This window comes from Paracoccus sediminis (assembly GCF_900188295.1).
GTDB lineage: Bacteria > Pseudomonadota > Alphaproteobacteria > Rhodobacterales > Rhodobacteraceae > Paracoccus > Paracoccus sediminis.
The window spans coordinates 45767-64277 of the sequence record NZ_FZNM01000008.1 but is presented as its reverse complement, the minus strand read 5'-3'; the positions used below and the strand labels follow the sequence as shown (position 1 = coordinate 64277).

General features: G+C 67.0%; 15 protein-coding genes. 1 reads left to right on the top strand and 14 read right to left on the bottom strand.

The window, feature by feature from the left end:
* Position 1: 1 nt before the first annotated feature.
* From CHB77_RS11940 to CHB77_RS11930, 3 genes are read right to left on the bottom strand one after another with little or no spacing between them, the layout of a single operon-like run.
* Complete coding sequence (locus tag CHB77_RS11940; RefSeq protein WP_089388452.1) at positions 2-1516, bottom strand: malonate--CoA ligase; 1515 nt, start codon at positions 1514-1516, stop codon at positions 2-4.
* The gene (locus tag CHB77_RS11935; protein ID WP_089388451.1) at positions 1513-2898 is read right to left on the bottom strand and encodes a malonyl-CoA decarboxylase; all 1386 of its coding nucleotides are present in this window, start codon (positions 2896-2898) and stop codon (positions 1513-1515) included. The genes CHB77_RS11940 and CHB77_RS11935 overlap by 4 nt, the downstream gene beginning before the upstream one ends.
* A 37-nt stretch (positions 2899-2935) precedes the next feature.
* Entirely contained in the window at positions 2936-4315 is a 1380-nt protein-coding gene (locus tag CHB77_RS11930) for an SLC13 family permease (RefSeq protein ID WP_089388450.1), read from the bottom strand.
* Positions 4316-4477: 162 nt separating this feature from the next.
* On the opposite strand from CHB77_RS11930, the gene CHB77_RS11925 reads away from it, so the two are divergent.
* Entirely contained in the window at positions 4478-5146 is a 669-nt protein-coding gene (locus CHB77_RS11925; protein WP_089388449.1) for a GntR family transcriptional regulator, read from the top strand.
* Here the strand turns inward: CHB77_RS11925 and CHB77_RS11920 are convergent.
* From CHB77_RS11920 to CHB77_RS11870, 11 genes are all read right to left on the bottom strand, one after another.
* Positions 5134-6177 (bottom strand): AbrB family transcriptional regulator, encoded by a 1044-nt coding sequence (locus CHB77_RS11920; protein ID WP_089388534.1) that lies wholly within the window; start codon positions 6175-6177, stop codon positions 5134-5136. The two genes, CHB77_RS11925 and CHB77_RS11920, sit on opposite strands and share 13 nt — an antisense overlap.
* Positions 6178-6215: 38 nt before the next feature.
* Positions 6216-8792 (bottom strand): HWE histidine kinase domain-containing protein, encoded by a 2577-nt coding sequence (locus tag CHB77_RS11915; protein WP_089388448.1) that lies wholly within the window; start codon positions 8790-8792, stop codon positions 6216-6218.
* Entirely contained in the window at positions 8789-9319 is a 531-nt protein-coding gene (locus CHB77_RS11910; protein WP_089388447.1) for a biliverdin-producing heme oxygenase, read from the bottom strand. The genes CHB77_RS11915 and CHB77_RS11910 overlap by 4 nt, the downstream gene beginning before the upstream one ends.
* Positions 9320-9428: 109 nt before the next feature.
* On the bottom strand, positions 9429-10346 hold the full coding sequence (locus tag CHB77_RS11905; protein ID WP_341273562.1) for a 2-hydroxyacid dehydrogenase: 918 nt from the start codon (positions 10344-10346) through the stop codon (positions 9429-9431).
* Complete coding sequence (gene rodA, locus CHB77_RS11900; protein WP_089388445.1) at positions 10343-11482, bottom strand: rod shape-determining protein RodA; 1140 nt, start codon at positions 11480-11482, stop codon at positions 10343-10345. The genes CHB77_RS11905 and rodA overlap by 4 nt, the downstream gene beginning before the upstream one ends.
* A gap of 4 nt (positions 11483-11486) precedes the next feature.
* Positions 11487-13424 carry a penicillin-binding protein 2 gene (gene mrdA, locus CHB77_RS11895; RefSeq protein ID WP_089388444.1) on the bottom strand — a complete coding sequence of 646 codons (1938 nt, stop codon included), beginning with the start codon at positions 13422-13424 and terminating at the stop codon, positions 11487-11489.
* Complete coding sequence (locus CHB77_RS11890; protein ID WP_089388443.1) at positions 13421-13951, bottom strand: rod shape-determining protein MreD; 531 nt, start codon at positions 13949-13951, stop codon at positions 13421-13423. Before CHB77_RS11890 ends, mrdA begins: the two co-directional genes overlap by 4 nt.
* Entirely contained in the window at positions 13948-14880 is a 933-nt protein-coding gene (gene mreC, locus CHB77_RS11885) for a rod shape-determining protein MreC (RefSeq protein WP_089388442.1), read from the bottom strand. The genes CHB77_RS11890 and mreC overlap by 4 nt, the downstream gene beginning before the upstream one ends.
* Before the next feature lie 26 nt (positions 14881-14906).
* The gene (locus CHB77_RS11880) at positions 14907-15941 is read right to left on the bottom strand and encodes a rod shape-determining protein (protein WP_089388441.1); all 1035 of its coding nucleotides are present in this window, start codon (positions 15939-15941) and stop codon (positions 14907-14909) included.
* 175 nt (positions 15942-16116) lie between these two features.
* On the bottom strand, positions 16117-16716 hold the full coding sequence (locus CHB77_RS11875) for a hypothetical protein (RefSeq protein WP_089388440.1): 600 nt from the start codon (positions 16714-16716) through the stop codon (positions 16117-16119).
* Positions 16717-16854: 138 nt separating this feature from the next.
* Positions 16855-18411 (bottom strand): 2-isopropylmalate synthase, encoded by a 1557-nt coding sequence (locus CHB77_RS11870; RefSeq protein WP_089388439.1) that lies wholly within the window; start codon positions 18409-18411, stop codon positions 16855-16857.
* Positions 18412-18511: the final 100 nt, after the last annotated feature.

Sequence of the window (18511 nt, the reverse complement as noted above, 5' to 3'; positions counted from 1 at the left end):
ATCAGCCGCGATACAAATCGGCATAGCGGTCGCGCAGCAGGTTCTTTTGCACCTTGCCCATGGTGTTGCGCGGCAGGTCGTCCACGAACAGGACGCGCTTGGGCTGCTTGAATTTCGCCAGCCGTCCGTCAAGCGCCGCCAGAACGTCGTGTTCGGACAGGGCATCCCGGCCGGTCGGCACGATCACCGCCGTCACCCCTTCGCCGAAATCGCGATGCGGCAGGCCGATCACGGCGGATTCGACCACGCCGGGAAGGGCGTCGATCTCGGTCTCGATCTCTTTGGGATAGACGTTGTAGCCGCCGGTGATAATCAGATCCTTGCCCCGCCCGACGATATGCAGATAGCCGCATTCGTCGAATTTCCCCAGGTCGCCGGTGATGAAGAACCCGTTGTCGCGCAGCTCGGCGGCGGTCTTTTCCGGCATCTGCCAATAGCCCTTGAAGACATTGGGGCCGCGCACCTCGATCATGCCGATCTCGCCTTGGGGCAGTTCGGCCCCGGTGTCGGGGTCGGTCACGATGATCTCTACCCCCGGCAGGGGCATCCCTACGGTGCCCGCGATCCGGTCGCCCTCATAGGGGTTGGAGGCGTTCATGTTGGTTTCCGTCATGCCATAGCGTTCCAGGATCGCGTGGCCGGTGCGCGCCTGCCATTCGCGATGCGTTTCCGCCAGCAACGGCGCCGATCCCGAAACGAACAGCCGCATATGCGCGGTCCGGCCGCGGTCCAGCCGGCCGTCGCCCAGCAAGCGGACATAGAAGGTCGGCACGCCCATCAGCACGGTCGCCCGGTCCATCAGGCCGATGATCTGGTCCGGGTCGAATTTCGCCAGGAAAATCATCGACGCGCCGGAAAACAGCGTCACGTTGGTCGCCACGAACAGCCCGTGCGTGTGAAAGATCGGCAGGGCGTGGATCAGCACGTCCTGGGCCGTGTAACGCCAGGCGTCCCGCAGCGCGGTGGTGTTCGACACCAGATTGCCATGCGTCAGCATCGCGCCCTTGCTGCGCCCCGTGGTGCCCGAGGTGTAGAGCAGGGCGGCCAGATCGTCCGCCTGACGCGGCACCGTGGCGAAATCGGCGGGCGCGGCTGCGGCGGCATCCGTCAGGCTGCCCTGGCCGCCCGCGTCCAGCGTGACGATCCGCGCGCCTGCGCGCGATGCCGCGTCCGCCAGTGCGTCCACCTGTGCAGGATCGCACACGAACACGGCGGGCGTCGCGTCGCCGATGAAATAGTCGATCTCGGACGAGGTATAGCCGGTGTTCAGCGGCAGAAACACCGCCCCCGCCCGCACCGCCGCCAGATAGAGGATGATCGCCTGAACCGACTTTTCCACCTGGGCCGCCACCCGGTCGCCGGGCTTCACGCCCATTCCGGCCAGGGCATTCGCCATGCGTCCGGTGCGGGCGATCAGGTCGGCATAGCTGATGCGTTCGCCGCCGGCGGTTTCGATGGCGGTGGCATGGGGATCGGCGATGCCGGTTTCCAGGATATGAAACAGGTTGGCGGTCATGGCGTTTCCTTCGTGATGGCTTGCGCGGCGGGCAGGTGGCGGCGCACCGCGTCGGATGCGGCGATGTCGGTGCGTTCGGCAAAGGCTTCGTGGTTCGTCTCGATCCGGTCGGGATCGTACAGGTAATTGACCATCAGGCCATGCGATTGCTTCAACCCGTTGGCCGAAACGTCGCCCAGAAAGTTCAGCCGTTCCAGACAGGCGCCGTTGCCCAGGTGGAAGCGGGCGACGGGATCGACCGCCCGGCCTTTGCCGTCGCGACCGCGCAGGAAATAGATCGCGGCCGCCGCCAGCAGCGGTTCGCGCAGCGCCTGCGCCGCGTCGGGGTCCACATGCCAACCGGGCTGGTCCAGGGGCTTCAGGTCGGCCCGCAGGGCGTCGTCCAGCAGGCCGCCCCCTTCGCGCGCGCGGGCCAGCCAGGCGGCAAAGCCGGGCACCGGCGACAGGGTCACGAAGGTCTGGATGTTCGGCAGTTCGGCCTTCAGCTCCTCGACCACCTGCTTGATGAGGAAATTGCCGAAGGACACCCCCGCCAGTCCGCGCTGCGTGTTGGAAATGGAATAGAACACCGCCGTGCCGGCGCGGTCCGCGTCGATGGGCTTGCGGTCCACCTCCAGCAGCGGGGCCACGGTGTCGGGGATGCCCTTGGTCAGCGCGACCTCGACGAAGATCAGGGGTTCGTCCACCAGTTGCGGATGGAAAAAGCCGTAACAGCGCCGGTCGGACGGTTGCAGGCGGTTGCGCAGGTCGTCCCAGTTCTGGATCGCGTGGACGGCTTCATAGCGGATGATCTTTTCCAGGATCGCGGCAGGCGTGTTCCAGTCGATGTGGCGCAGCACCAGAAAGCCCCGGTTGAACCAGGACGCGAACAGATGCGCGAAATCGCCGTCCACCCGGCGCAGGGACGGATTGCCCCTGAGGTGGCGCAGCAGTTCCTCGCGCATCCTGACCAGGGCGGCGGTGCCGCCGGGGGCCAGGTTCAGGCGGCGGAACAGTTCCTGACGGCGGGGTTCAGAGGCGCTGTGCAGGGCCTCGACCGCCTCGACGGATTCAGGCTCGGTCTGCAAGGCGGCCAGGGCCTTGGCGACCGCCTGGGGATCGGGACCGAAGCGGTCGGCCAGCGTCATCAGGAATTCCCGGCGCGTGTCCGACTCCGCGTCCTCGAACGCCGTGACCAGGGCGCGGGCCAGGGCCACGCCCGACGCCTCGCCCCGCCGCGACAGCAGCAGGTCGCCCATCTCGGGCAGGCCCGGCGGGGCCGTGATCCGCCCCGCCGGGTCGCGCCAGCGCAGCAGCGCGCGGCCCCGGTCGGTCAGGGTTTCGAACAGATCGCCCAGAAAGGCGGGACGGGACGGACGCTGGGCAGCATCGGATTTGGTCACGGCGCTCTCCTTTTGGGAAAAGGGCGGCGGCCGGGGTTCATCCCGGCAGCACGACAAAGATCAGCCACAGGACCACGGGCGCCACGACGGTGACGATGGCACCATAGTTCAGCAGCTTGCGAAAGAACGCCTGCTTGTCGGTGCCATGGGCGTTGGCCAGCACAAGCGCGCCGTTGGTAGAAAAGGGGCTGACATCGACAATGGTGGAGGCCACCGCCATCCCGGCGATGAAGCCGATGGCGCCGACGCCGTTTTCGCCTTGCAGGAACGGCACCGCCAGCGGGATCAGCGATCCCAGGACGGCGGTGGACGAGGCAAAGGCCGACACCACCGCGCCGATGAAGAACAGCATCAGCGCCGCCAGCAGGGGCGAGGCCATGCCCGCCACGGAATCCCCCACGAAATCGATGGTGCCCATCGCTTGCAGCACGGCGACATAGGTGCTGACGCCGGTAATCAGCATGATTTCCGGCCAGGCGACCTGCGCCATGGCGCGTTTCTGCATGGTCGGGTTCCACAAGGCCAAGGCCAGGCCTATGGTCAGCGCGACAAAGCCGATATCCAGGTTGAAGGCCAGCACCAGAACCGCCAGCAGGGCCAGCCCCGCCAGGGTGAAGATCTGGTAAGGCGTGCCGTCGGGCTGGTTGCCTTCCTCGACCTCGGCCACCAGGCGGTTGGAATCGCCGCCCGCCTCGGCACCGATGCGGCGGCTCAGCGCCTCGGCTTCGCTGTCGCCGAAGATCTGCGGGCCGGTGGCGGCGCGGGCGATCTCGACATGGGGAACGGGAATGGCCTCGACGATGTCGCGGGCGGCCATCAGGTGGCGCCCGCCCAGCATCGCGAACAGGATCCCTGCCACGGCGGCGTTGACAAAGAAGCTGGCCGCGAAGGTGGTCATGGCCGACAGCGGCAGCCCGGCCTGTTCCACCACGCCGTTGGTGATGCCGCCATAGATGCTGATGGGCGAGAATCCCCCGGCCTGCGCGCCGTGGACCACCATCAGGCCCATCAGCAGCGGGCTGATGTGATAGCGGAAGGCAAAGCCCAGCGCGATGGGGGCCACGATGGCGACCGCGCCGGGGCTGACGGCGCCCACGGCGGTCAGCATCGCGGAAATCCCGAACATGATCCAGGGGATTGCGCCGATCCGGCCCTTGACCGCGCGCACCGCCATCCGCACCAGCCAGTCGATGGTGCCGTTGTTCTGGGCCAGCGCGAACAGCCAGGTGATGCCCACCAGCGTCAGGAACAGCCCGGCCGGAAAGCCCGCGATGATGTCCTTGGTCGATTGCGCGGCCAGCAGCGTGCCGACCAGGAAGGCCCCGACAAAGGCCAGCACGCCCATGTTGATCGGCCAGATGGTCGCGATCACAAACATCAGGACCAGCGCATAGATGGATATGAGATGTGGTGTCATGCGGCGTTTCCCCCTTGTCCTGCATGATCGGCGTCGGGGATCCGCCTCCAAACGAATCCTCCTCCCACGACCGTTATACGCTTTTCGTCTATTGATGTATATAACATATCCATCGATGGATTTTTCACTTCGCCCCTGATAGGGTCGCCTCAGGAGGATCCCGTGCCCACCGTTCCCAATACCCTGCGCATCCGTCGCGCCCTGGAAGATGCCATCGTCGAGGGTCGATACCTGCCCGGCACCCGCCTGGACCCCGAGGCCCTGGAGGCGGAGTTCGACTGTTCCCGCACCCCCATCCGCGAAGCGTTCCAGCAGCTCGAGGCCTCGGGCCTGGTGCGCGTCCTGCCCAAGCGCGGCACCTTTGTCAGCCAGTGGTCGCCCGAGGAACTGGCCGAACGTTTCGAGGTCATGGCCGAGGTCGAGGCAAGCTGCGGCCGTCTGGCCGCGCGCCGGATCACCGACGCGGAACTGACGGCTTTTCGCGCCATCCACGACGACTGCCGCCGTCTGGCCGGGGCGCGCGAGGTCGAGGGCTATTACGCGCGCAATTCCGAATTCCACCACTGCATCTATCGCGCCACCCACAACGCCTTCCTGATGCAGGAGGCCGCGCGGCTGCACGCGATGCTGCAACCCTATCGGCGGATGCAGTTGCAGGTCAGGAACCGGATGGGCCGGTCGTTTGCGGAACACGACGCCATCGTCGCGGCCATCGAGGCGGGTGACGCCGACCGCGCGGCAAAGGCGCTGCGCGATCATGTGATCGTGCAAGGCGACCGCTTCCACGACCTGATCGCGGTCCTGCGCGGGATGCTGTCTCAGCGCCCCTGACGGCGGCGGACCAGCCGGAACACAATGGGCGCCCCGATCAGGACGATGACGATTCGGGCGATGTGGTGGACCACCACAAAGCTGAGATCGGCCCCCGCGATCAGCGCCAGCATCGACATTTCCGCCTGTCCGCCCGGCATGAAGGCCAGAAACCCCTCGACCGGCGGGGCAAGGCCGGTCAGGGTCACGAATTCCGTGACCGCCCCGGCGATGACGGCCAGGATCAGCACGAAGGCCGCGCCGCCCGCGACGGTTTCGCGCAGTTCGCGCAGGGTGACGCCGACATAGCTGACACCGATGCCGACGCCGATCAGGAATTGCGCGGCCAGCAACGCCTCGCGCGGGGGGCGCATGTGCAGGATTCCCAGCAGCGACAGGACGGCGGCGGCGATCAGCGGCCCCAGGATCGCCGCGCCGAACAGGCCGACACCTTCGGCTGTTTTCCAGCCGACAAGCCCGGCGCCGATCATGACCGCCAGGTCGGCCACGGGAATGTCCACGGCGGGCTGGCCGATCGGGTGGGTCAGCTCGATCCCGTAAATCCCGGCCAGCACCAATGGCGCGACGATCATGATGACCAGCAACCGCGTGACGTGGATCAGCGACACCTGCCGCACGTTCGCCCCGGCCTCGGCCCCGAAGATGGTCATGTCGGCCGCGCCCCCCGGCATTGCCGCGTAAAAGGCCGTGACCGGATCAAAGCCGCAGAACCGGCGGAAAAAGGGCACGCCCACCAGGCCAATGACCGCGATATAGACGGGAATGATGGCGACCGAAGCCAGCATCGACGGCAGTTCGACCATCAGGGCGGGCGTCACCGACGCGCCGATGGCGACCCCCAGCACCGACCGCGCCGCGACCGAAACCTCGCCCATGCCCATCAGCCGCACCCCGGCCAAGGCCGCGGCAAGGGACGCGATCATTGGTCCGAACAGGAACGGCAGCGGCAGGCCGAGCGCCCAGAATGCCGCCACCCCCGCCGCGCCGATCAGCACCGTGACCGCCTGCCGCACCCGCACACCGCTTGTCATCCTGTCGCCTTCCGGGGCGGAAAAAGCCACGCGGCCGTTCAGCCGCGCCCGGCCTCTTGCTGTTCGGCCTCTGCCAGCTTTTGCACGATGTCGCGCGCCTGATAGGGTTTGCCCGCGACGGGCGTGTCCGAAAAGCTGTCCGGCAGGCCAAGATCCGCGCCATAACCCGTGGCAAAAACGAACGGGATGCCCGCCGCTTGCAACCGTTCGGCCACGGCCAGCGAATCCCCGTCGGCAAGATTGACGTCCAGCACCGCCAGATCCGGCGGGTCGCGGTCGATCATGTCCAGGGCGGACTGGACGGTGCCGGCGCGTCCGGTCACATGCAGGCCGTGATCTTGCAGTTCGCTTTCCAGGGCCATGGCGATCAGGGTCTGATCCTCGACCAACAGGACGCGGCGTCCGGCCAGCACGGGGGCGGCGGGTGCCGGACCGTCCTGAACGGCGCGGCCGGGCCGCTGGGCGGAATCGGGCGCCGTTCGGACAAAGCGCGCGGGCAGCATGAAACAGGCCTCGATTCCGGTCGGATGGAACGCGACTTGGCTTTCGCCGCCAAGATCGAAGGGCAGCGACTGTTCGATCAGGGCCGATCCGAACCCCGACCGGGTGGGCGCCGTCAGCCCCTCCATCCCGTCTTCGGTCCATGCGATCCGGCAATTCCCGCCGTCATCGACGCGCCATGCCACGGACAAACGCCCCTCGGGATGCGACAGGGCCCCGTATTTGGCGGCATTCGTCGCCATTTCGTGAAAGATCAGCGCCATCACCGAAAAGGCCCGTCCTTCCAGGGCCAGCGCCGGGCCGTCCAGATCGATGAACCGCCCCTCGCCCGCATAGGGACCAAGTTCGGCCGACAGAAGATCACCCAGAAGACCGCCGTCGTCATCGCGCACAACCTGATCGTGCGCATAGGCCAAGGCCTGGATCCGGCCCCGAAGCGTCTGGACATAATCCTGCAAGGTTTCGCCATCGCCGGACCTGCGGCCGACCAGCGATTGAATGATGGCCAGGATGTTCTTGACGCGGTGGTTCAATTCGCGGTTCAGAACCCGCTGCCGGATCGCCGCGCGGGTGCGTTCGTCGGCCAGAACCTCGTTGTTGAACAGCAAAACCTCGACCACGGCGATGCGCAGCGCCTCGGCGAAGCGGCGGTCGGATTCGGACCAGGGCTGGGACGTGTGGCGGACGGTTTCCTTCCAGATCGCGAAACTTTTCCGCGGCGTCAGCCGGTCGCCGAACCTGCCGGTTTCATAGGTCTTGTTCGGATCGCCGCCCCAGTCCAGCGTCTGAATCGCTTCCTTTCGGAAATAGAACAGGAAATCGCGTGTCCGCTTGGACAGGGGAATAATCATCACACCCGCGGCCAGGGCGGTCAGTTCCTGCGCGTCGGGCAGGACGCCCGACAGGCAGGCCGTCTGAAAGACTTGGCCCTCCGACAGCCCGTTGGCCAGCGCCAGGATCGGCGCCGCCTGGGCCGCGGTGGGGGCATGGCCGAGGGTGGTCCAGGTTCCGTCGATCCACATCGCGGCGCCATCGGACGGGATCAGTTCGGCCAGTTGCGGCAGGCGGTCCTGCAAGGCGATGCCTGCATCCTCGTTCCGGCTGGCCGTGACCAGCATGTCGTCCAAGGTGCGGCGGGCAGCCAGTTCCGTGTCGCGGGTATGCTTGCGATGCAGCGCATCCAGATGCATCGAGAAGAATTCGCCCACCATCTCGGCCGCGGCGCGGTCGGCCATGGACAGGATCTTGGGCGAATAATGGTGGCATGCGATCAGCCCCCACAGCGCCCCGTCGATGATGATCGACACCGACATGGACGCCGAGACGCCCATGTTGTGCAGATATTCGCAATGGATGGGCGACACGCTGCGCAGATGCGCATAGGACAGATCCAGCGGTTCGGCGTTGCCGTCGCGGCCCAGGATGGGAACCGGCGTGAAGGCGATGTCGCCGATGACGCGGATCGGGTTGCGCACGTACAGCGCCCGTGCCTGCTGGGGAATGTCGCTGGCGGGGAAATACTGGCCGCGAAAGCTTTCGTGGCAGTCCAGCTTGGCTTCGGCCACGACCTTGCCCGCGCCGTCCTCGCCCAGCTGATAGATCATCACCCGGTCATAGCCAAGCTGCGCCTGGATCAGCATCGCGGCTTGCTGGATCAGGCGGTCGGCGTCGGGGGCCGCGCGCAACCGTTCGATCACCGTCCGCGACAGGCTGATCGTCTTGCCCAACCGCAGCGAGGCGGGTTCGAATTCGATGATGGTGCGATTGTCGAAACGGTGGATCGTGGCGTCCAGCCGGCGGCCGTTGACGGTCTGGCCGAACAGAAGCGCCGGGCGCGGCCGGTTGCCCGACACCGCCAGCGCGTTCAACAGCGCATGGGCCGTGTCGCTGCCGATGGTGTCGGCCAACGTGCGGTCCAGCGGATCTTCGGTCAGGTTCAGCATCGCGGGCGCGTTTTCCGAACGGAACAGGATCGTCCGCGCGGCATTGTCGCACGCCAGCAAGCAACCATGCGGCTGGATTGATCCGGGAATGTGGATCGGCTCGCGATCGCAATTTGTCAGGTCGATGGGCTGGCCGGCAAGCGAGGCGTCGGAAACGGCGTTTCGTGTCATGCAGCGACCTTAACGCCGTAAGCCCGCAGCGCCAGCGCAAACACGTCGCGGGCGGCTGCGACGGCGCTGGCCACGCAAAACCCGCCCGCTTCGAGCCAGGCCAGGAATTGCCGCCAGCGCGCGCCGGACGCCGTCTGGATCGCCAGATGCCGCGCGCCGTGCTGGGCTGTGAACCCCAGGCCTGCCGCGCGGCGCGCCAGCAGCCGCCCCCCCAGGGCGGATCCTTCAAGCACATAGCAGGCCGCAGCCCGCGCGGCGGGATCGGGCAAGGCCACGGCGCCCGCGGCGCCTGGGACCGGCTGGCCCAGGTCGGCCAGATCCTGGGCGATCAGCGGCGCAAGCGGCTGGATCCGCCAGTCCGCGCGCTGCGTCAACTGCGGCTCGATGGCCGCGCGGAAGGCATGGCTGCCGGACAAGAAGGCATGATATGCGGATGCGTCGTCAAAGGCCCCGATTTCCCGGTCCAGGCATCGATGCAGATCCTGCGTTTGCGTCATCAGAACGCGGCGAAGCGTGCCGTCCTGCATCGAATCCCTTACCAGCTTAAATCTTTCCGCCCAGACATAGCGACCATTGCCGAAACGCCGCAATAGACCATTTGGAACGATGACTTAACGAAAGTTAGCCGGATGGCCGTCAATATCCCTTTTGCCGGTCCACCAGATGCAGGACCGGGCGGCCCGCCATGGCGCGGCGCAGGTTTTCCACCGCGACAGGGGCTGCGGTTTCCACCCGCGTTTCGGCGGCGACATGGGGGGTGACGGTGATGCGGGGATGGGTCCAGAAGGGATGTCCGGGGGGCAGCGGTTCGGTTCGGAACACATCCAGGACGGCATGGCCCAGACGGCCACGATCCAAGGCGGCCAACAGCGCGTCGTCGTCCAGCACGGTCCCGCGGCCGGGGTTGATAAGCCAGGCGCCCCCCGGCAGCAACGCCAGCCGTCCGGCATCCAGCAGGCCGCGGGTCCGGTCCGTGTCGGGCAGCAGGTTTATCAGGATTTCGGCCCCGGACAGGGCACGGCCCAGGTCGGCGGGGTCGACCACCTCGACCCCCGGAACAGCGCGCCCCGAGGCGCTGAAGCCCGCGATCCGAAAGCCGATCCCGCCCAGCATGGCGGCAACGCTGCGGCCCAGTTCGCCCATCCCCAGGATCGTCACCTGCCGCGCGCCAGCCAGCGAGGGGGTCAGGTCGTTGCGCCAGACGCCATCCTGGGCATAGGCGTCCATCCCCAGATGCGCGCGCAGGGTCCAGCCGGCGCAGTATTCCGCCATGCCGCGCGCCAGCCCCGGATCGACCATGCGCGCCAAGGGCTGCGTCAGCGTGGGATTGGTGACGATCCGTTCGACCCCGGCCCACAGGCTCTGGACCAGCCGTGCGTTCACGAATGGCGACAGATCGCCGACCGGCCCGCCGGGGGCAAGGATGATCGCGTCGATGCCGGCGGGGTCGGCATCGGCGTCGCGGACCAGATCCATCTCGGGCGCCAGGCGGGTCAGGACGGGCGCCCATGCGGGCCACAGCGCGTCGGGGGCGGCGAACAGGACGCGCATCATCGCGGCCTGTGGACATGGGCGGCCTGCACCAGGCCGAATCCCAGCATCAGGATCATCAGCGAGGTTCCCCCGTAACTGACCAGCGGCAGGGGCGATCCCTTGGCGGGCAGCATTCCCATCACGGTCGCCATGTTGATCGCGAAATACAGAAAGAACGTCCCGCTGATGCCCACGGTAATCAGCGCCGCGAACCGGTCGCGGTTGGTCAGCGCGGAATACAGGCAGAACCCGATAATCAGCGTGTACAGCCCCAGCAGCGACATGGCGCCGACAAAGCCGAATTCCTCGGCCAGGACGGTGAAGATGAAGTCGGTGTGCTTTTCGGGCAGGAAGTTCAGCCGCGACTGCGTGCCCTGCATGAAACCCCGGCCCGACCAGCCGCCCGATCCCAGGGCGATCTGGCTCTGGATAATGTTGTAGCCCGCGCCCAGGGGATCGGCGGTCGGATCCAGAAAGGTGTCGATGCGGCGGAACTGATAGTCCTTGAGCAATTGCCAGTCGGTGCCCCGGCTGTTCATCACCGCCATGACCAGCCCCACGGCGGCCGCGATCACCGCGCCGAAATACCACAGCGACACGCCCGCCGCGAACATCACGATCCCGCCCCCCGCCACCAGCATGATCGAGGTGCCCAGGTCGGGCTGGTTCAGCACCAGCCCGGTCGGCGCCAGGATCAGCACCACCGGAATCAGCACCCACAGCGGACGCGACACGCGGCGCGCGGGCAGCCAGTCGTAATAGGCCGCCAGCAGCAGCGCCAAGGCGATCTTCATCAGTTCGGACGGCTGAATGCGCAGCGGGCCGAGGTCGATCCAGCGTTGCGCGCCCATGCCGACGGTGCCCACCAGTTCCACCGCGATCAGCAGCAGAAAGCAGCAGACATAGGCGGGTATGGAAATACCGCGCCAGAACCACATCGGCACGAAGGCCAGCGCGATCATGATGACCATGCCGGCCGCGAAGCGGTACATCTGCGGTTCGGCCCAGGTCTTGATATCGCCGCCCGCGACCGAAATCAGCATCAGGAAGCCGATGCCGGCCACGGCGGCGATCAGAAAGACCAGCGGCCAGTTCAGATACAGGATCTTGCGGATGCCGGTGGGCGTCTGGGCATCGCCATAACCAAGATAGGACATCGCGTCAGGCCCGCGTCAGCCGGGGCGCATCCGGTATGAACAGCTGCATGGCGTTGTGGCGCTCCTCCATCGCGGCGCGCTGATCGTCGGGAACGGCGTCCAGCGGCGGCAGCCCGCCCGCCAGTGCGAACAGCAGGATGTCGCGCGCCACTGGCGCCGCCACCGCCGATCCGCCGCCGCCATGTTCGACGACCACCGATACGGCATAGCGCGGCGCGTCGAAGGGGGCATAGCACACGAACAGCGCGTGGTCCCGCCGGTTCCACGGCAGCTGGTCGTTCGACACCACGCCCCCCGCCCGTTCGGCGGCGGTGATGTTGCGCACCTGGCTGGTGCCGGTCTTGCCGGCCATGCGCCAATCCTCGCGCAGGATGCGCGAGCGGCGGGCGGTTCCGCCGTCACCGTTCATCACCGCGTCCATGCCCGCCTGCGCCAGCCGCAGGAACGCCGGGGTCAGCCCCAGGTCTGGAAATTCGGGAACCGGCTGCGCCACCCCGCCGATGGCGCGCACCAGGCGCGGCGCCACCTGCCGCCCGGTTGCCACGCGCGCGGTCATGACCGCAAGCTGCAAGGGCGAGGCCAGCACATAGCCCTGCCCGATCGAGGCGTTGAGGCTGTCACCCACCTGCCACGCCTGGCCATAGCGGGCCTGTTTCCAGGCGCGGTCGGGCGCAGTGCCTTCGGCCACGGCGGACATCGGCAGGTCGTGGCGCTGTCCCAGGCCCAGCCTGCGGGCCATGGCGGCGATGGGGTCGATGCCGACTCTTTGCGCAAGTTCATAGTAATAGACGTCGCAGCTGCGGGACAGGCTTGTCACCACATCGACGCTGCCATGGCCGCTCCTGCTCCAGCAATGGAACCGGCGTCCGCCCGCCACGGTATAGCCGGGGCAGAAGAACCGCGTCCCGGCGTTGATGACGCCCGCTTCCAGGCCGGCCAGCAGCGTGATCATCTTGAAGGTCGATCCCGGTGGATAGACCCCCTGCACCGTCTTGTCAGCCAGCGGGCGATGGTCATGGTTCATCAGCGCCTTGTAGTCGGGCGATGAAATCCCCCGCACGAACTTGTTGGGATCGAAGCTGGGCGAGGAACAGATCGTCAGGATGTCGCCGGTCCGCACGTCCATGACCACGGCGGCGGCGCTTTCGGTGCCCATGCGCTGCGCGGCATAGTTCTGCAACCGCGCGTCGATGGTCATCTGGACGGTCGCGCCCTGCTCGCCCTCCTGCCGGGACAGTTGGCGCATCTCGCGGCCGGCGCTGTTCACCTCGACCCGGCGCTGACCGGCCTTGCCGCGCAGGACATCCTCCATCCGCGCCTCGAAGCCGACCTTGCCCAGCTGGAATTCGGGCAGCATCAGGACCGGGTCGGGATCCGCGATCTTGGACAGGTCGTAATCGGACACGGGGCCGACATAGCCCAGCACATGCGCCAGATCGCCCGCGCGGGGATAGGCGCGCGACAGGCCGGATTCGGGCGTCACCCCCGCCAGCGACGGCGCGTTCACGGCGATGGAGCTGAACTGTTCCCAGCTCAGCCGGTCGGCCAGCACGATGGGCGTGACCGCGCTGCGCCTAGAGAATTCCGCCAGAAGCTCGGCCATGCGGGCGTCGCTGATCGGGATCAGCCGGGCCAGACGGCGCAGCACGGGTTCCACGTCGCCGCCCGCTTCCTCGCGCGTCAGGGTGACGCGGTAATTCTGTTCGTTGCCGGCGATGACGATACCGTTGCGGTCGTGGATTAACCCGCGCGCGGGCACCAGCAGGCGGATCTTGATGGAATTGCCGTCCGCCAGCACCCGGTATTCCTCGGCCTGTTCGACCTGCATCGACCGCAGCCTCAAGGCCAGCGTCGTGATGACGCCCAACTGGATGCCCGCCAGCATCAGGCCACGGCGGCCGATCCTGCCCTTTTCATCGTCCTGACGGGAAGACGTCGTCACCGTGCGAACCTCGTCTGCTCGGCCTCGGCCGGCGTGATCCGGCGCAAGCCAACCAGCGCCCGCGCCGCCAGCACCACGGGCGGATAGGCGACCACGGTGGCGATGAAATGCAGGATCGCCTGACCCAGGGCCGGAACCGGCATCATGAACAGCACCTGAAGAACGCGATAGCCCAGCATCATCAGACCGATCAGGATGGCGATGCGCAGCCATTCAACCATGAACGGCGCGTCGCGCCAACGCCCATCACGCAAGCGTGCGGCCTCGGATCCGATCAGGACGATGGCGGGCCACAGGCCAAGGGGATTGAACAGGATGATGTCCTGGACCACGAATACCAGCGCGATCACCGGGGCGGCGATCTGGTCTGGGCGGCGCAGCACCCAGGCAAGCGTCAGGCACAGGCCCAGGTCGGGGCCGGGCAGGCGGACCGTTCCCGCCGACAGGGGCAAAAGGCGCAGGAACAGCAGAAACGCCATCGCGCCGCAGAACAGGGCCGTGCCGATCAGCGTCCGCCGGTTCATCATTCGGCCCCCGTCGCCAGGGGATCCGCGGCCGCCGCCTCGACCGGAGAGGCGGGCATCTGCGGGCCGATCAGGCCCCCGTCGCCCGGCGTGATGACCGCCCCCGAATCCACCACCGTTTCCGCCGGATGGGACCGCAGCACGCGCAGGAACTCCAGCCGTCCGTAATCGGCGGCCATGCGCAGCCGCGTCCGCCCGTCGCTGCCCTGGACCACCTGCCCCGCCAGCAGCCCCGGCGGAAACACTCCCCCGTCGCCCGAGGTGACGACCCGGTCGCCGGGGCGCACGTTGCCCGGCGTCTCGATGAAATCCAGAAACGGCAGCGGCGTGTTGTCGCCCGTCAGCAGCGCGCGTTCGCCCGAGGGCAGGACGGACACCGGGATGCGCGACGACGGATCGGTCAGCAGCACCACCCGGCTGGTCCGCCGGCCCACGCCCGAGATGCGCCCCACCAGCCCCAGCCCGTCCATCGTGGCCCAGCCTTCGACGATGCCGTCGTCCGCGCCCACGTTCAGCAGCACCGACTGGCGGAAGGCCGATCCGCTGTCCACCATCACCATGCCCGTCACGCTGGTCAGCGCCGGATCGATGCGGACGTTGTTCAGGGCCATCAGCTTGGAGTTTTCCTGTTCCAGCTGGACCGCGGCCTCCTTCCAGGCCTGCATCTTTTGCAGTTCGCGGCGCAATTCCTGGTTCTGCTGATGGATGCGGGCATAGGACTGGAACCCGCCGATCATCTGGCCCATCCGGGTGACCGGGGCCATGGCCCAGTCGAAACCGGGCACCACGCGGTCGATGATGGCGATGCGCATCGCCTCGGCGCGCGGGCTGTCGATGCGCCAGAACAAAAACAGCGCGATCAGCACAAGCGTCAGCAGCGCGATCAGGACGCGCCGGACAGGCGTGGCGAAATCTGGTCCCTTGTGTGCCATTCACGCAGCCCCTTTCCGGGCCGCCCTCAGCTGTCGTAGTCGATGACGTGGCGCAATTGCTTTTCGAATTCCAGCGCCTTGCCGGTGCCCAGCGCCACGCAGTTCATGGGCTGGTCGGCCAGCGTGATGGACAGCCCGGTCTGCTCGCGCAGCGCCAGATCCAGATCGCCCAGCATCGCCCCGCCGCCGGTCAGGATCACGCCGCGATCCACGATGTCGGCGGCCAGGTCCGGGGGGGTGGCCTCCAGCGCGACCATCACGGCCTCGCAGATGGCCTGGACGGGTTCGGCCAGCGCCTCGGCCACCATGGCCTGGCTGATCTCGATTTCCTTGGGGATGCCGTTCAGCAGGTCGCGGCCGCGCACCATGATCGTGGCCCCGCGCCCGTCGTCGGGCATCCGCGCCGTTCCGATGGAGGTCTTGACCCGTTCCGAAGTGCTTTCCCCGATCAGCATGTTCTGGTTGCGGCGCAGGTAATTGATGATCGCCTCGTCCATGCGGTCGCCGCCGATGCGGACCGACCGGGCATAGACCACGTCGCCCAGCGACAGGACCGCCACCTCGGTGGTGCCGCCGCCGATGTCCACCACCATGGAACCGGTCGGTTCGGTGATGGGCATTCCCGCGCCGATGGCCGCCGCGATGGGTTCGGCGATCAGCCCCGCCTTGCGGGCGCCCGCCGACAGGACCGACTGGCGGATCGCCCGCTTTTCGACGGGGGTGGCGCCATGGGGCACGCAGACGATCACCTTGGGCTTGGAAAAGCTGGTGCGCTTGAAGACCTTCTTGATGAAATGCTTTATCATCTGCTCGGCGCTGTCGAAATCGGCGATGACGCCTTCGCGCATGGGCCGGATCGCCTCGATGCTGCCCGGCGTGCGGCCCAGCATCAGTTTCGCATCCTCGCCCACGGCCAGAACCTGACGCTTGCCGTCCTTGACGTGATAGGCCACGACCGAGGGCTCGTTCAGGATGATGCCCTTGCCCTTGACATAGATCAGCGTGTTCGCCGTCCCGAGGTCGATTGCGATGTCGGTCGAAAACAACCCGCCGAATGCCATGCCCGTTTTCCTTTCGCGCCGGTTTACCGGCTTTGCCCATTCTTGTCCGCGTTGCCGCCCGCCCCGCGGAATCGGCGGGCGGCGGTGTGTCCCCGTATAGAATCCCCGGTTGCAGCGGGAAAGCCCCGTTCCCGTCCCGGAGCAAAGGATCGGGCGCCCCTGTCGCCGCCTGGCCTCAGCGGGATCGGCGGCGGCGCAAAAGGGCCAGCGCCGCCAGACCGGCGGGCAGCAGCGCCCCGCCCATGGGCAGCGGCACCGGGGCGGGCTGGACATCCTGATCGGCCACGGCATTGCCGGGCAGTCCGATGTCATAGTTCAGGCTGCCATGAGTGCCGTAGAGGCCCAGATACAGAACGCCCATGAAGTCCTCGCCAAGCTGAAGCAGATAGGTGAAATCGCCGTTGCGGTTCCAGTGCTGCATGTTCACCGACCCGAATTCCCTGCCTTCCCAGGCGCCATAGCGGGGAGCCTCGAACTGGTAGCGAAGGCTGCCTCCGGCGGAAAAGCTCCAATCCGTGGCGCCGATCGGGGCAAGGGGCGAAAACCGGAGGGTGACGGTCTGCGCGCCCTTGCGCAGGCCGGTGAAGCCCAAAAGGTCATGATCGTTCCCGCCGCTCCAGCGGCCAGCGATCCGGTCGGGGCCGGCACCGACAAGTGTGGGGGATTTCCAGTCGCCCGAGAATTCGGCAGACCCCGCCCCCTCGGTCAGGGTAGAGGCGCCGACGGTGCCGGCCGTCAGCAGGGCGAACGCAAAAGCAAGACAAGAGGCCCGCATCGTCTTTCCTTGGCAAAAGAACACCCTTGGGGTGTAACCGCAAAACAAGAACCGGCGGTTAACCCGCCGGTCCCGACATCACATCCGTCGGCGTGACCTGATCCGGATGCCGCCCGGATGGGCGGCAGCGCACCAGCGTCAATGCGAATACATGCTGATTTCCTTGCCGTCGCGGCCCGCCCGTGCGCGGCGCACGATCAGGTGGTTCAGCGCGCCGACATAAGCCTTGACCGATGCCAGGATCGTGTCGGTGTCGGCCGCCTGGCCGTTCACGATGCGGCCGTCCTCCTCCATCCGCACGGACACGGTGGCCTGCGCGTCGGTCCCCTCGGTCACGGCATGGACCTGATACAGCTTCAATGTGGCGTTGTGCGGAAAGATCTGCCTGACCGCGTTGAAACAGGCATCGACCGGGCCGTCGCCGGTGGCGTGCACGGTCTTTTCCTGCCCGTCCACGATCATGGTCAGGTCGGCCGACTGCCCGTCGCTGCCGCAGACGACGCGCAGATGCTTCACTTGCAGGACATCGTCGCCGGTGTTGGCCGAGGCGTCCTGGAGGAGCGCCACGATATCCTCGTCGTAGACCTCCTTCTTGCGGTCGGCCAGGGCCTTGAAGCGGACGAAAATGTCCTTCAACTGATTGTCGCCCACATCGTATCCCAGGTCGGACAGCTTGGCGCGCAGCGCGGCGCGGCCGGAATGCTTGCCCATGGCGATGTTGGTTTCGTTCAAACCGATGTCGGCGGGGCGCATGATCTCGAACGTCTCGACGTTCTTCAGCACGCCGTCCTGATGGATGCCGCTTTCGTGCAGGAACGCGTTCTTGCCGACGATGGCCTTGTTGAACTGGACCGGAAAGCCGCTGACCTGGGCCACGCGGCGTGAAATGCCGATGATCCTGGTGGTGTCGATGCCGGTGTCGAAAGGCATGATGTCGTGGCGCACCTTCAGCGCCATCACGACCTCCTCCAGCGCGGTGTTGCCGGCGCGTTCGCCCAGGCCGTTGATGGTGCATTCGATCTGGCGCGCCCCGGCCTCGACCGCGGCCAGGGCGTTGGCGGTCGCCATGCCCAGGTCGTTGTGGCAATGGGTGGCGAAGATCACGTTTTCCGACCCCGGCACGCGTTCCAGCAGCATCCGGATCAGGTCGGCCGATTCGCGCGGCGCGGTATAGCCTACGGTGTCGGGGATGTTGATGGTGGTGGCACCCGCCTTGATGGCGATTTCCACGACGCGGCACAGGTAATCGTGTTCGGTCCGCGTCGCGTCCATGGGCGACCATTGCACGTTGTCGCACAGGTTGCGGGCGTGCGTCACGGTCTGTTCGATCCGTTCGGCCATCTGGTCCATGTCCAGGTTCGGGATCGCCCGGTGCAGCGGCGAGGTGCCGATGAACGTATGGATGCGCGGGCGGCGGGCATGGCGCACGGCCTCCCAGCAGCGGTCGATGTCGGGCAGTTGCGCGCGGGCCAGGCCGCAGATCACGGCGTTCTGCGCCTGCTGCGCAATCGCGCTGACGGCGGCGAAATCGCCTTCGGACGCGATGGGGAACCCGGCTTCGATGATATCCACGCCCATCTCGTCCAGCATCTGGGCGATTTCCAGCTTTTCTTCGTGGGACATGGTGGCGCCGGGCGATTGTTCGCCGTCGCGCAGGGTGGTGTCGAAGATGACGACGCGGTTCTTGTCGGACATGATGGGTGCTTTCTTCTGCGCTGTTCAGGGGAACCGGGCACGGTCCTGGCTGAGCGGCGGCCCGGAAGACCCGCTCAGCGCAGCGTAAGAAGCAGCAGAC

What these genes read in the sequence shown, in the direction of transcription:
- CHB77_RS11875 (WP_089388440.1), bottom strand. Translation starts at nt 16,716, where the DNA reads ATGCGGGCCTCTTGTCTTGCTTTTGCGTTCGCCCTGCTGACGGCCGGC.
- CHB77_RS11880 (WP_089388441.1), bottom strand. Translation starts at nt 15,941, where the DNA reads ATGGCATTCGGCGGGTTGTTTTCGACCGACATCGCAATCGACCTCGGG.
- CHB77_RS11890 (WP_089388443.1), bottom strand. Translation starts at nt 13,951, where the DNA reads ATGATGAACCGGCGGACGCTGATCGGCACGGCCCTGTTCTGCGGCGCG.
- CHB77_RS11915 (WP_089388448.1), bottom strand. Translation starts at nt 8,792, where the DNA reads ATGACACGAAACGCCGTTTCCGACGCCTCGCTTGCCGGCCAGCCCATC.
- CHB77_RS11930 (WP_089388450.1), bottom strand. Translation starts at nt 4,315, where the DNA reads ATGACACCACATCTCATATCCATCTATGCGCTGGTCCTGATGTTTGTG.
- rodA (WP_089388445.1), bottom strand. Translation starts at nt 11,482, where the DNA reads ATGTCCTATCTTGGTTATGGCGATGCCCAGACGCCCACCGGCATCCGC.
- CHB77_RS11870 (WP_089388439.1), bottom strand. Translation starts at nt 18,411, where the DNA reads ATGTCCGACAAGAACCGCGTCGTCATCTTCGACACCACCCTGCGCGAC.
- mreC (WP_089388442.1), bottom strand. Translation starts at nt 14,880, where the DNA reads ATGGCACACAAGGGACCAGATTTCGCCACGCCTGTCCGGCGCGTCCTG.
- CHB77_RS11910 (WP_089388447.1), bottom strand. Translation starts at nt 9,319, where the DNA reads ATGCAGGACGGCACGCTTCGCCGCGTTCTGATGACGCAAACGCAGGAT.
- CHB77_RS11920 (WP_089388534.1), bottom strand. Translation starts at nt 6,177, where the DNA reads ATGACAAGCGGTGTGCGGGTGCGGCAGGCGGTCACGGTGCTGATCGGC.
- CHB77_RS11905 (WP_341273562.1), bottom strand. Translation starts at nt 10,346, where the DNA reads ATGATGCGCGTCCTGTTCGCCGCCCCCGACGCGCTGTGGCCCGCATGG.
- CHB77_RS11940 (WP_089388452.1), bottom strand. Translation starts at nt 1,516, where the DNA reads ATGACCGCCAACCTGTTTCATATCCTGGAAACCGGCATCGCCGATCCC.